The sequence below is a fragment of the Sphingomonas sp. SDUR79 genome (assembly GCF_056821745.1).
In genome coordinates this window covers 3,920,848-3,934,519 of sequence record NZ_JBPDIN010000001.1, presented here as the reverse complement: position 1 = coordinate 3,934,519, position 13,672 = coordinate 3,920,848, and the positions used below count along the sequence as shown (strand labels likewise).

Annotated in this window: 11 protein-coding genes and 1 tRNA gene; 8 read left to right on the top strand and 4 right to left on the bottom strand. The window is 65.4% G+C overall.

Features of this window, described 5'->3' with window-relative positions; translation table 11 throughout:
- Window positions 1-1,102 (top strand): UDP-N-acetyl-D-mannosamine dehydrogenase (gene wecC / locus ACRYLO_RS19180; RefSeq protein ID WP_482661643.1); only part of this gene is annotated, 1,102 nt, incomplete at its 5' end.
- A 100-nt stretch (window positions 1,103-1,202) separates the two neighbouring features.
- Here the strand turns inward: wecC and ACRYLO_RS19175 are convergent.
- Entirely contained in the window at window positions 1,203-2,483 is a 1,281-nt protein-coding gene (locus tag ACRYLO_RS19175; protein ID WP_482661642.1) for a sugar transferase, read from the bottom strand.
- A gap of 279 nt (window positions 2,484-2,762) precedes the next feature.
- Entirely contained in the window at window positions 2,763-3,461 is a 699-nt protein-coding gene (locus ACRYLO_RS19170; protein WP_482661641.1) for a class I SAM-dependent methyltransferase, read from the bottom strand.
- Window positions 3,462-3,610: 149 nt separating this feature from the next.
- Here ACRYLO_RS19170 and ACRYLO_RS19165 point away from each other — a divergent pair, with 149 nt between their 5' ends.
- A complete protein-coding gene (locus ACRYLO_RS19165; protein WP_482661640.1) occupies window positions 3,611-4,894 on the top strand; it encodes a nucleotide sugar dehydrogenase in 1,284 nt (427 codons plus the stop codon).
- Window positions 4,895-5,124: 230 nt separating this feature from the next.
- Here ACRYLO_RS19165 and ACRYLO_RS19160 read toward each other — a convergent pair whose 3' ends face one another.
- Both ACRYLO_RS19160 and rpsU read right to left on the bottom strand, forming a co-directional pair.
- On the bottom strand, window positions 5,125-5,733 hold the full coding sequence (locus ACRYLO_RS19160) for an FKBP-type peptidyl-prolyl cis-trans isomerase (protein ID WP_482661639.1): 609 nt from the start codon (window positions 5,731-5,733) through the stop codon (window positions 5,125-5,127).
- Window positions 5,734-5,829: 96 nt separating this feature from the next.
- Window positions 5,830-6,036, bottom strand: coding sequence for a 30S ribosomal protein S21 (rpsU, locus tag ACRYLO_RS19155; RefSeq protein ID WP_010162663.1), 207 nt, complete (start codon window positions 6,034-6,036; stop codon window positions 5,830-5,832).
- Between the two features lie 225 nt (window positions 6,037-6,261).
- On the opposite strand from rpsU, the gene ACRYLO_RS19150 reads away from it, so the two are divergent.
- The 6 genes from ACRYLO_RS19150 to ACRYLO_RS19125 all read left to right on the top strand — a co-directional run bounded on the left by ACRYLO_RS19150 (window position 6,262) and on the right by ACRYLO_RS19125 (window position 13,523).
- A complete protein-coding gene (locus ACRYLO_RS19150) occupies window positions 6,262-7,689 on the top strand; it encodes a S41 family peptidase (RefSeq protein ID WP_482661638.1) in 1,428 nt (475 codons plus the stop codon).
- Window positions 7,690-7,769: 80 nt separating this feature from the next.
- Entirely contained in the window at window positions 7,770-8,921 is a 1,152-nt protein-coding gene (locus ACRYLO_RS19145; protein WP_482661637.1) for a nucleotidyltransferase family protein, read from the top strand.
- Complete coding sequence (locus ACRYLO_RS19140) at window positions 8,918-10,204, top strand: MFS transporter (protein ID WP_482661636.1); 1,287 nt, start codon at window positions 8,918-8,920, stop codon at window positions 10,202-10,204. The genes ACRYLO_RS19145 and ACRYLO_RS19140 overlap by 4 nt, the downstream gene beginning before the upstream one ends.
- A 35-nt stretch (window positions 10,205-10,239) precedes the next feature.
- A complete protein-coding gene (gene recJ / locus ACRYLO_RS19135) occupies window positions 10,240-11,994 on the top strand; it encodes a single-stranded-DNA-specific exonuclease RecJ (protein ID WP_482661635.1) in 1,755 nt (584 codons plus the stop codon).
- Between the two features lie 52 nt (window positions 11,995-12,046).
- Window positions 12,047-12,121 (top strand) — tRNA-Glu (locus ACRYLO_RS19130).
- A gap of 163 nt (window positions 12,122-12,284) precedes the next feature.
- Window positions 12,285-13,523 (top strand): tyrosine-type recombinase/integrase, encoded by a 1,239-nt coding sequence (locus tag ACRYLO_RS19125; RefSeq protein ID WP_482661634.1) that lies wholly within the window; start codon window positions 12,285-12,287, stop codon window positions 13,521-13,523.
- Window positions 13,524-13,672: the final 149 nt, after the last annotated feature.

The window sequence follows — 13,672 nt, the reverse complement described above, 5'->3', positions numbered from 1 at the left end:
AGCCAATCTCGACGCGCTGGTGCATCAGGTCGTGTCGTCGGGCCACCTCGCCGCATCGCTGTCGGCCGAACCGTGCGACGTCTTCGTGATCGCCGTGCCGACGCCGTTCGATGACGAGCACCGCCCCGATATCAGCTATGTGCTCAAGGCCGGTGAGACGATCGCGCCGGTGCTCAAGCGCGGCGATCTGGTCATCCTCGAATCGACCTCGCCCGTGGGCACGACTGAACAGCTGCGCGACCTGTTCGCCGCCGCCCGCCCCGACCTGAACTTCCCACAGGGGTGGGACGATATGGCCGATGTCTGCGTGGCCTATTGCCCGGAGCGGGTGCTGCCCGGAAAGATCCTGTTCGAACTCGTCGACAATGACCGGTCGATCGGCGGCATCAGCGCGACCTGCGCGGATCGCGCCACCACCTTCTACAAGCGTTTCGTCGAGGGCGAGTGCATCGTCACCACGGCGCGCACCGCCGAGATGTGCAAGCTGGTCGAAAATTCATTTCGCGACGTCAACATCGCCTTTGCCAATGAATTGTCGATCGTGTGCGACACGCTGAAGCTGGACGTGTGGGAGGTAATCCGCCTTGCCAACCGCCATCCGCGCGTCAACATCCTCCAGCCCGGCCCCGGCGTCGGCGGTCATTGTATCGCGGTCGATCCGTGGTTCATCGTGCATAGCGACCCGGCCAATGCCCGGCTGATCCGCACCGCGCGTGAGGTGAATGACGGCAAGATCGGCTACAGCTTCGACCGCGCCGCCGCGCTGGCGGAATCGGCACCCGATGCCCGCATCGCTTGCCTCGGCCTCGCCTTCAAACCCAATATCGACGATCTGCGCGAAAGCCCGGCGCTGCGCGTGGCACAGCTGTTGGCCGAGCGGTTCGGGGAGCGCGTGCGCCTGGTTGAGCCGCACATCGACACCCTGCCGCGCGCGTTCGAAGGGACGGGGGCTCAGTTGATCCCGCTCGAGGCGGCGCTGGCCGAATGCGACGTTTTGGTCCTGCTGGTCGATCACGACGCGTTCAAGGCGGTCCAGCCCGAACAGCGCGCGGGCAAGCTGATCCACGACAGTCGCGGCATCTGGACGGCGACGCGCAGTTAATCGGGTTCAGCGTCGCTGAACGCACGGCACCGGTAACCCGTTCATGCTGTCGGTAGCGTGTCGGGCGACCGGGGCGGTCCCGCCAACCGGCCTAACCCGGTTACTTCGCGCCGAATCCGGTAGCCACGGTGGCAAGCGTGCGGAACAGGATCAGCAGGTCGAGCCAGGCCGAGAAGTTCTTGATGTAGAAGAAGTCGTAATGGAGCTTGAGGTTGACCGAGGTCAGGTCAGCGACATGCCCCTGATTGACCTGCGCCCAGCCGCTGATCCCCGGTCGCACGATATGGCGATACCGATAATGCGGAATTTCCGCTTCATACCATTCGGACAGCGGGATCGCCTCGGGCCGCGGGCCGATCCAGCTCATCTCGCCGCGTAGCACGTTGAACGCCTGGGGCAGCTCGTCGAGCCGGCTGCGGCGCAGGAACCGCCCGATCCGGGTGATGCGGTCATCCTCATCCTGCGTCACGCAATCGTCGCGGTCGGCGCGCTCGTCACGCGGGCGCATGGTGCGGAACTTGATCACGGTAAACGGCTCGCCGCGAAAGCCCATGCGCTTCTGGGTGAAGAACACCGTTCCACGCGAATCGAGCCGGATGGCCGCCGCGATGACACCCATCACCAGCAACAGCACCGGCATCATGAACAAGGTGCCGATGATATCGATCAGTCGCTTGATCTTCACGTAGGCCAAATTGGGCATCAGCGAGCCGAAGCTGTTTTCCGACAAATGCTCGATCGCCACACGGCCGGTGAGCGATTCGGCAACCTGCTTGACGTGATAGACGAGATGGCCGCGGATCGCCGCCTCGGCCAGCATGCGTTCCCATGCATCGGGATGATCGTGGCGCAGATCGGCAACGATCACGGCGCGCCGCACCGTCGGCACCTCGGGGCTGAGCAGCGGAATCCACTCAACCTCAGGCGTCTGGTCGACCACCGACATGTCGCCGGTCGTGACGTAATAGAATCGCAGCGCCGTGGTCCGGTCGAGATGGAAGCGCAGGGCGAATGCCGCAGCGACCGCGATCAGGAACGAAGCGGCAAGATAGAGGCGGCTATAGTCCGCGCGGGCCAGGAGCAGCGCGGCCAGCGCGATGCCATAGGAGCTGACGAAGGACGGAAGGATGTACCCGAACACCGTCGTGCCGGGAAAGGACGAGACGCGGCGCAGCAGCACGACGCCCAGCCCCACGCCGAATGCCGCCGCAACGACGGCATAGTCGATCGGACGCGCCGCGATGCCGGGCAGCAGATAGCGGCCCAGCAACGGCGCCGGAACCGCGACCGCAAGCGCGAGCAGCAGCAGCAGTTCGACCCGCATGGATTCGAACAGACTGTTGCGCGGCCGATGCGTGAGCTCGGCATGCATCTTCAACATTCCATACCCCCATGAGCGGGGCCGCAGATGAGCGGTTCACGCATGTTAAGCCGAGCCTCCCAACGCTCTGGACCCCCAACTGTCACCCGGCCCGCCCTCCTCGCGCCGCAACTCGGCGACACGGCAAGGCTTCGACAGGGTCGGACAGGCCGACGATATAACCGAAAATCCGGCCGACCGCGAATCGACAGAATCAGTCATTTGTCCCACCGGGCGTTATAAAATCCTTTTCCTGAGCATTCTTACGCCGCCGTGACGATCCGGCAACAGAATCGGCGATCACCCCAGCTGCCCCACCATCACCAGCAGCGTCTTGCTGCGCTGGGCACCGCCCAGCTGCGCAAGCACGCGATCCCCCGGCGGTGCGGCGTAGAAATGATGTTCGAGCGGCAAGACGCCGAGATCGCGATACAACGCCGTCAACTGAGCCGCGCTCGCCATTGATTTGACGTGCGCAAAATAACGCGGCCGTCCGGTCAGCCCGAACGCGATCCGCTCTGCCTTGCGATACAGCGATTCACTGTTGGGCAGCGACAGGATCAACCGCCCGCCGGGCTTGAGCAGCCGCACCAGCCGCGCAACTTCCCCGGCAAGATCGGGCAGATATTCCAGCACGCTCGAGCTGAGCACCACGTCGAACGTGCCCGCCGGCCGCGCCGACAGGCTGTCGAGCAGCGCCACTTCGAAGCTGATATCGGCGAGCCCCAGTTCCTGTTGCCGCTTCTGCGCCAGCGCGATCATCGCCGCGCTGCCATCGATCGCGGTCACCGCCGCGCCGACCCGCGCCGCTTCAAAGCTGAACGTACCCGCGCCACATCCCGCGTCGAGCACGCGATCGCCCGGCGCGACATGGCGACCGATCAGGCCGCGCCACAGCGCCAGCCGCTCGCGAAAGCGGGGTGAATGATCATATCCGGCCTGGAAGGATTCGGCGATGGACTCGTGCCAATCCACCGCATCGGCTGTCTTGGCTGTCACGGAACCTCGCCTCCAATCGGCGTGGCGTTTACGGTCGGCGCCAATGGATATCAAGACTTTCTGCGCGCCGACTGCGCTTGCCTTCCCCTTGGCTCTTTGCGAAAGGGCGCGCCAGACCTGCCCCGTCGGGCATGGGCGGGGGACCGTGAATGTCGTCAGCTAATCGGCCGGAAACGTGCGTCGTTGTCGTCGGCCTTGGCTATGTCGGGCTTCCCTTGGCCGTGGCACTGGCGAAGCGGTTCGACACGATCGGGCTCGACATCGACACCGGGCGCATCACCGAGCTCAAGGACGGCCATGACCGTACCGGAGAGATCGATGCCGATCGCCTCGCGGCTTCAAGCTTGAAGCTGACCAGCGATCCCGCCGATTGCCCCGCTGCGGACTTCATCATCGTCACCGTGCCGACCCCGGTCGATGCCGACAACAAGCCGGACCTGCGCATCGTCATGGCCGCGACCCGCACCGTCGCCGGGATGATCGACGCGAGCCGCGCGCCGATCATCGTCTATGAAAGCACCGTCTATCCCGGCGTAACCGAAGAGTTGTGCGGGCCGGAGATCGAGCGGATCACGGGGCTGGTCAGCGGCAAGGACTTCTTCCTTGGCTATTCGCCCGAGCGGATCAATCCGGGTGACCGCGAACACACGATCGACAAGATCACCAAGGTCGTTTCGGGCCAGACCCCCGAAGTGCTCGACCGCGTCGCCGCGCTCTACGAACAGGTGACGAGCGGCGGCGTGTTCCGCGCGGCATCGATTCGCGCCGCCGAAGCCGCCAAGGTGATCGAGAACGCGCAGCGCGACATCAACATCGCCTTCATGAACGAGATTACACGCATCTTCTCGGCGATGGACCTGTCGATCTGGGACGTGCTGGCAGCGGCGCGGACCAAGTGGAATTTCCTGCCCTTCCACCCGGGACTCGTCGGTGGCCACTGCATCGGCGTCGATCCCTTCTACCTCAGCCACAAGGCGGAGATGCTGGGTCACAACCCGCAGGTCATTCTCGCCGGACGCAGCACCAATGACGCGATGGCCGGGTGGATCGCCGACCGTCTGCACGGCCTGCGCGGCGGTGTTGCCGGACGCGCGCTGGTGCTGGGGCTGACCTTCAAGGAAAATGTCCCCGACCTGCGCAACTCCAAGGTCGCCGACATGATCGCGCGTCTGGCTCAACTGGGCCATGCCGTCACGGTCCATGACCCGCTCGCCGATGCGGACGAGGCGCGCCATGAATATGGGCTGGAACTGGCGGGCGAGGCTGCGCTGGGCGAGCAGTACGACCTCGTGTTGCTCGCCGTAACGCATAACGACTATGTCGCGATGGGGCCCGATCGCCTCTCCGCACTGGTCGCACCGGGCGGGCTGTTCGCGGACCTCAAGAATGCAGTGCCGGGCGCAGGTGCGGCGACGGGCCGCTGGACGCTCTGATCCGGCCCGCAGAGCGACAGCCCGTCATTCCCACCCCCCGTTTGCCCTGAGCTTGTCGAAGGGCCTGTCCTGAGCTTGTCGAAGGGGCGGCAGCCCATCGCCACTGCGCGCAGAAATGGTGCTTCGACAAGCTCAGCACAAACGGAATGAAACCATCAATCGGATCACCAAACATGAAAAAGGCGAGGCTTGCGGCCTCGCCTTTTTCATGTCGGCAGCAGAATGCCCGATCAGTTGCCCGGCGGGGGCGGGGGAGCGCCGCCCGGAGCGCCACCCATCTGCTGCTGCATCATCTGCTGATAGACGCTCATCGGCAGGAATTCGAGCAGCTCGACCTCAAAGACCAGCAATGAATTGGCCGGGATACCGACGGCTCCGGTACGCGGATCGGACTTTGCCACGCTGCCATAGCCCAGCTCAGGCTTGATCCAGATGCGGTACTTGCCGCCCTTCTTCATCAGCTTGAGCGCTTCGGTGAAGCCGGGGATCATACCAGCGACGGGCAGCGGAGTCGGCTGCTGGCTGGCATCGAATTCCTTGCCGTTGCGCAGCATGCCCTTGTAGTTGACCAGCGCCACGTCGCTGTCGGTCGGGCTTGCGCCGGTCCCTTCGGTGATCGTCTGAATCTGCAGGCCCGACGCGGTCTCGGTGACCCCGGGGGTCAACTTGTTCTTCGCGAGAAACGTTCCATTCGGAACCGCGGCCATGATGGCCGGCGTGCCGGTCCCGACCCAGGCGAGCGCCGCCGCACCCGCGATCGCAACGATGATGCCGAGCCACAGCCAGACAAGAGCGCTGCGCTTGGTCGGCGCGATCGGCACGGCGGTGACGGACGACATGGCTCAGCTATCCTGAAATGGCCGGCCCGCGGCGCGGCGAACGATCACAAATGTCACGCTGTCGGCACGCGCGGCGCACCGACAGCGAATCGGGCCTTAACGGGCGCCGTCGCGCTCCATGCGCTTGCGCTCAAGCTTGCGCGCACGACGGACCGCAGCGGCACGCTCACGGGCGCGCTTTTCGCTGGGCTTTTCATAGTGACGGCGCAGCTTCATCTCGCGATAGACGCCCTCACGCTGCAGCTTCTTCTTGAGCGCCCGCAGCGCCTGGTCGACATTATTGTCGCGAACGATGATTTGCATAAGTCCGTCTCAACTCCAGAATCTTATTCAACAGAACAGGGATCGCCGAAGCTCCTGCCCCGGGCGTTGGGACGCGCCACTAGCAAAGGGTTGGCGGAAACACAAGGCAGCGCGGCGGTTTCGACGATTGATGCGCGATTCCGGCCCGCAATCGCGCCGGGGTGCGACAAACGTGCCACATTTACCGCATGACGTGATGCGGCGGTTGCGATAACCTGCGCCATTATGCGCAAGTTTTCGCTTCATTCGCAACGCCTTACTGCAGCCGTCACCACTCTTGCCCTGCTGTCCGCCTGTGGCGGCGGGGGCAGCGGATCGATCAGCAGCGGTAACGGCGGGTCGACGCCCGCCCCGACCGGCACCTGTTCGCTGAGTTCGCGCCAGTCCTGGGCCGCACAGCAGCTCAACGAATGGTATCTCTTCCCCGAGACGCTGCCGACCAGCCTCAGCGCGACGCCCTACGCCACGGTGCAGGATTATATCGACGCGCTCACCGCCACCGCGCGTGCGCAGAGCAAGGACCGGTATTTCACCTACATCACCTCGATCGCCGAGGAGAATGCCTATTATAATTCCGGCTCAAATGCGGGATTCGGCGTGCGGCTGTCGGTCGATTCGGTCGCGCGCCGCCTCTTCATCGCCGAATCATTCGAAGGGACGCCGGCACTGACCGCCGGCATCGATCGCGGGACCGAGATTCTGGCGATCGGGGCCAGCGCGGCGACGCTGCGCGCTGTCAGCGACATCATCGCCAGCGAAGGATCCGCGGGGATCACCAATGCGCTCAACGGCGACACGCGCACCTTCCGCTTCCGCCCGCTCGGTGGATCGGAACAGACCGCGACGATCACCCGCGCGACCTACACGCTGACGCCAGTCTCGTCGCGCTATGGTGCGAAGATCATCGACGATGGCGGGAAGAAGGTCGGCTATGTCAACCTGCGCACCTTCATCAACACCGCCGAATCGCCGCTGCGTTCCGCATTCGCCGATTTCCGCGCACAGGGGGTGACCGAGGTGATCATCGACCTGCGCTATAATGGTGGCGGGTTGGTTTCGATCGCGACGCTGATCAACAACCTGCTCGCACGCGACCGGACGACCAGCCAGGTCGCGAACTATACGACGTTCCGCGCGTCCAAGGCGTCGAACAACGAAACCACCTTCTTCAGTCCACAGGCCCAGTCGATCGCGCCGACGCGCATCGCCTTTATCGGCACTGGCGGGAGTGCATCGGCAAGCGAGCTGGTGATGAACACCTTTATCCCGCTGCTCGGCAACCGGGCGGCGCTTGTGGGCACCAACACCTATGGCAAGCCGGTCGGCCAGATCGCGGTCGACCGCAGCGCGTGCGACGACCGACTGCGTGTCGTCGCCTTTGCCACCGAAAACAGCGCGCGCCAGGGTGCATATTATACCGGCCTTGCCGGGTTCATGGGCGCAACCTGTCAGGCCAGCGATGACGTGACCCGGCCGCTCGGCGACCCGCAGGAGGCATCGATCAAGACGGCGCTGGATTTCCTTGCCGGGCGCAGCTGTACGCCGATCACAACATCCAGCATGGAAGGCGCGCGGAGCAGCAAGGGCGGGCTCGAGCTGCTCAGCCCGCAGCGGCCCAGCACGGCACAGCGCGAAGTACCCGGATCGTTCTGACGACCGGCAAGCTGCAGAAGGGGCTGCGCGCCAGGGAAGGTTGGGGGACGACGGTGCAAAAGCCGCAACTTGTGAGTGACGTGACGGATTCTTTCGGCTTTCTCGCCGCATCGTGCCGCTGGCCGGACGACGCCCTGCGCCGCGCGGCCATCGATGCTGCGGCGGCGCGCGTGACCGATTGGGATGCAGTACTCACCGATGCGGCACAGCACCGGGTGATGCCACTTGTCGCCAATGCGCTCCGCACCGTTCCGGCCGTGCCGCCCATCATCGCCGATCGCTGCGCCGCGATCGCCCGCCGCGACGGCATGCTCGCCATGGCGCAGACCGTGGAACTGTGCCGCATCGGCGCGGCCTTTACCGAACGCGGGATCGACTGGATCACAGTCAAGGGTCCGGCACTTGCGATGCTGGCCTATGGCAATGTCGCGGCCAAACCGTCGCACGACATCGACCTGTTGATCCGCCCCGGCGCGCGGACGGATGCGTTCGCGGCGATGCGGGCGCTTGGCTATGACTCGATGGACGGACAGGATCGCGCCGCCCCGGGTTCGCTCGACCATGTGCGCAAGGACAGCCACTGGCGTGACCCGACCGACAAGGTGACGGTCGAACTCCACACCCGCCTGTTCATCAACCGCGCGCTGGTGCCCACGCTGGGCATGGATTCGCCGCGCGAAGCGGTGGCGTTCGGTACCGGCCGAACGCTGCCCACGCTCGCCCGCCCCGAACAGCTTGTCTATCTCGCCGTCCATGGGGCCAGGACCAACTGGCACCGGTTGAAATGGATCGCCGATTTCGCGGCGCTGAACCGATGCAGCAGCGCGGAACAACGCGCCGCCGCCCGCGCCTGCGCCGCACAGCTGGGCGCGTGCCACATCCATGACAGCGCGCTCGCGCTGGCGGCGACCCTGTTCGGTGACTCCACCTGTCCCCCGCCCGACGCGCTCTCGCACCAGGCCCGTCGCCTGGCGGCGGCGGGGCTGCGCGACCTGACCGCCCCGCATCGCGCGACGCTGCGTGAGGTCGATTGGGATCGCAACCTGGTTGTCTATCTCGACAAATTGCGGTTCATGCCGGGCTGGACCTATCGCCGGGAGGAATTGCGCCTGATGCTCGTCCAAGCCTCGTCCTACAGCCCCGACGCGCCGTGGTGGCGACGTTGGACCGCACCGGTCGCGCTGGGCGCGCAGTTCGCGCGGCGCAAGTTGACGCAGGCCGTTGGACGATGAGCACCGCGCTCGACACGCGCCAGCGGCTCAAATCGATCTTTGGCGGGTCGGCCGGCAATCTGGTCGAATGGTATGACTGGTACGCCTATGCCGCGTTCAGCAGCTATCTCGCTCCGCATTTCTTCCCCAAGGGCGACCCGCTGGCGCAATCGCTCAACGTGTGGGCGATCTTTGCGGTCGGCTTCTTCATGCGTCCGATCGGCGCGTGGCTGATGGGCATTTACGGCGACCGGCGTGGGCGCAAGGCTGGCCTCACGCTCTCGGTCACGCTGATGTGCGGCGGGTCGATGCTGATTGCGGTGACGCCAAGCTATGACAGTATCGGCACATGGGCGACGGTATCGCTGGTGGTCGCGCGGCTGATGCAGGGCCTGTCGGTCGGCGGCGAATATGGCGCGAGCGCGACCTATCTGTCGGAAATGGCGGGCAAGGAGCGGCGCGGTTTCTATTCCAGCTTCCAATATGTGACGCTGATTTCCGGCCACCTAGTCGCGCTCGCCGTGCTGCTCGCGTTGCAGGCGGCTATGGCCGACACCGCGCTCGCGGAGTGGGGCTGGCGCATCCCCTTCTTCATCGGCGGCGCACTGGCGGTCGGCGTATTCTGGCTCCGCCGCAACCTGCCCGAGACGCAGAGCTTCGCCAATCGCAGCACGGCGGCGGAGGACAAGTCGAGCTTTGGCGGCCTGTTCCTGCGCCACCGGCGCGAGGCGGCTTTGGTGATGCTCCTCACCGCCGGCGGCACGCTCGCCTTCTACGCCTATTCGGTTTACCTCCTCACTTTCCTCAGCGGCACCGGTGCCTTCACCAAACAGGTCTCGACCCAGATCAGCGCCGCCGCCCTGTTCGTGTTCATGTGTCTCCAGCCGCTCGCCGGCGCGCTGTCCGACCGGATCGGGCGCAAGCCGCTGATGGTCGGCTTCGGCGTGCTCGGCGTCGCCTTCACCCGGCCGATCTTCACCACGCTGGAGAGTGTGCAGACCCCGCTCGCCGCCTTCCTGATCATGTCGGGCGCGCTGGTGATCGTTACCGGCTATACCTCGATCAACGCGGTGGTGAAGGCGGAGCTGTTCCCCGCGCATATCCGCACGCTCGGCGTCGCCCTGCCCTATGCGCTGGCCAACGCGATCTTCGGCGGCACGGCCCCCTATGTGGCGCTGTGGTTCAAGGATCAGGGGATGGAGCGCGGCTTCTACTGGTATGTCACCGCGATGATCGGGGTGTCGCTGGTGACCTATCTGCTGATGCGCGACACGCGGGTGCATTCGAAGATCCTGGAGGATTGATTCCCACCACCGCCAAACCACGCTAAAGCCCCCCGATGACTCCCGTGCTCAATGTCCATCATTCGATCCTCGGCCAGGCCTGGCGCTGGCGCGGGCTGGCGGCGGATACGCGCGACCCCGGCTTTGCCCCCGACGATCTGGTCACCCAGCTGCTCCTCACCCGCGGCTGCCCGCGCGAAGAGCTGGAGGCGCATCGCAACCCCAGCATCCGCGCCTTCATGCCCGACCCCTCGATCTTCCGCGACATGGACCGCGCCGCCGAACGGCTGGCCGACGCCGTGCAGCGTGGCGAGCAGGTCACCGTGTTCGGCGATTACGACGTCGATGGCGCAACCTCCGCGGCGCTGCTGGTCCGCCTGCTCCGCGACCTCGGCCTCGCCCCCCGCGCCTATATCCCCGATCGCCTGATGGAGGGCTATGGCCCCTCGGGCGAGGCGCTGGTGCGGCTGAAGCGCGACGGCGCCGACCTGATCATCACGGTAGATTGCGGCGCGATGGCCTATGACGCGCTGGCCGAGGCCAAGGCGGTCGGGGCCGAGGTGATCGTGGTCGACCACCATAAATGCGCGTCGGAGCTTCCGGTTGCGCTGGCGCTGGTCAATCCCAACCGGCTGGATGAGGACGAAGGACGCGCGCACGGCCACCTTGCCGCCGTCGGGGTCGCCTGGCTGCTGGGCGCCGCGCTGGTCCGCGTGTTGCGCGGGCGCGGCTTTTTCGCCAGCCGCGCCGAACCGCGCCTGCTCGACCTGCTGGACCTTGTCGCGCTCGGCACCGTCGCCGATGTGGCGTCGCTCAAGGGCCTCAACCGCGCCTTCGTCGCCCAGGGCCTCAAGGTCATGGCCCAGCGCCGCAACATCGGCATGAACGCGCTGATCGAGGCGAGCCGCCTGACCCGCGCCCCGACCTGCACCGATCTCGGCTTCGCGCTCGGCCCGCGCATCAATGCCGGTGGCCGCGTCGGCAAGTCGGACCTCGGCGTCCGCCTGCTCACCACCGAGGATATGGATGAGGCGCGCGGCATCGCGCAGGAGCTCGACCGGCTGAACGAAGAACGCCGCGCGATCGAGGCGGAGGTCCAGCAGTCGGCCGAAGCGATGGAGCCCGAAAGCGCGGTCGCGGTCGTCGCCGCGCGCGGCTGGCACCCCGGGGTGATCGGCATCGTCGCCGGTCGGCTCAAGGAAAAGCATGGCCGCCCGGCCATCGTCATCGCGATCGGCGAGGACGGCATCGGCAAGGGCTCGGGTCGCTCGATTTCCGGCGTCGATCTCGGCGCGGCGATCATCGCGGCGAAGGAAGCCGGCCTGCTGATCGCGGGTGGCGGCCATGCGATGGCGGCGGGCGTCACCGTTACCGAGGAGCAGATCCCGGCCTTTATCGCCTTCCTCAACGCCAAGCTGGCCGAAGCGGTCGAGCGCGCATCGGGCGATCGCGCGCTGTTGCTCGATGCGGTGCTGGCACCGGGCGGGGTCAATCCCGACCTCGTCACCGCGATGGAGGCCGGTGGCCCCTATGGCATGGGCTGGCCCGCACCGCGCGTGGTTGCGGGTCCGGTGCGGCTGATCAAGTGCGACGTGGTCGGCAACGGCCATGTCCGCGCGATCGTCGCGGGCGATGACGGGCGCAGCATCAAGGCGATGGCCTTCCGCGCCGCCGACACCCCGCTCGGCCTCGCTTTGCTAGGCGCACCACGCGACCGCCGCCTGTGGATCGCCGGTCGCGCGAAGATCGACGATTGGGGTCCGCGCCCGGCCGCAGAAATTCATCTCGACGATGCGGCCTGGGCAGACTGAAAACCGCTTGACCCGGCGCGCGGCTTTGCCTAACCGGCGCCCTCGCCTTCATGGCCCCTTCGTCTAGCGGTTAGGACGCGGCCCTTTCACGGCTGAAACACGGGTTCGATTCCCGTAGGGGTCACCAGGCTGCCTTCCCAAGGCATCCCAAAACGTGCCGTAAACGGCTGTTTTCTGCGGTTTTTTGTGGTATAGCCATCCCAGTCGGATCGGTGAAAAGCCACTCCATACCACCAATCTGATGGTATATCTGATGGCACGTCGCCGGTCGCTTCGATGGAGATACCATCATGGCGTTGTCGGTTGTGGCGATCAAAGCGGCCAAGAGTCGCGACAAGGCGTACAAGCTGAGCGATAGCGACGGGCTCTACCTGCTCGTGACGCCTACGGGCCGTCGCTACTGGCGGATGAACTACCGTCATCTCGGTAAGCAAAAGACTCTCGCTTTCGGCGTATGGCCCGAGACCGGCCTCGCTGAAGCGCGCGCGGAGCGCGATGCAGCGCGAAAGGTACTCGCGCGCGGCGATGATCCAGCCGAGCGGATCAAGCTCGATCGCATCGCGGCGGCTGTCGCGGCTTCGAACAGCTTTGAAGCTGTAGCCGACGAGTGGCTTTCCAAGGTCGAGAAGGAAGGTCGCTCGCCGGTCACGATGAAGAAGCTGCGCTGGCTGCTGGGCTTCATCAACGCAGCGATCGGCAAGCGCCCTATCGCCTTGATCTCCGCGCAGGAGCTTTTGCTGATGCTCCGCAAGATGGAGGGCAAAGGCCGCTACGAGACCGCCAAGAGGCTGCGCAGCACATGCTCACAGGTGTTCCGATACGCCATCGCGACGGCGCGTGCCGACCGCGATGTCGCGAGCGACCTGCGCGGTGCTCTGATCGTGCCGAAGCCGGTCCATCGCGCCGCCATCACGACACCGCGAGAGGCTGGCGCGTTGATGCGTTCAATCGAAGCGTTCAAGGACAGCGCAAATGTCCACGCGGCACTGCGACTGCTGCCCCACGTCTTTGTGCGTCCAGGCGAGCTGCGCTTCGCCGAATGGGCGGATATCGACCTCGACAAGGCAGTCTGGACCATCCCGGCGCACAAGACAAAGATGCGGCGCGTTCACAGCGTCCCCCTCTCCCGCCAGTCACTCGCCATCCTCCGCTCGATCGAGCATGACGCGCACTATAGCGGCTTCCTGTTCCCCTCACGAACATCGGCCGATCGACCGATGTCGGAGAACACGATCAACGCGGCCCTCCGCCGGATGGGCTATGCTCAAGACCAGATGACCGGACACGGCTTCCGTGCGATGGCTGCAACCCTGCTCAATGAAATGGGCCTGTGGCACGCTGACGCGATCGAGCGGCAGCTCGCCCACTGCGACAACAACGCGGTTCGTCGCGCCTACACCCGTGGCGAGTATTGGGACGAACGCGTGCGCATGATGCAGCATTGGTCCGATCATCTCGATTTCCTGCGTGACGGAGGAAAAGTGCTCAAAGGCAATTTCCGGAAGACGGAACGACGCAAACGTCCATAGGCAGCCTTCCCCGATGTGCTCACCGATGATCTCAATAGCCCCCTTAGCGGCCTAGCAACCTCCATCGGAAAATGGCAAAATGCGAGACCTTCCGAGGCAGCCGCTGATCGAATTGGCTTCAACGATCGCGTTGCCACTTCCCCGCTGTT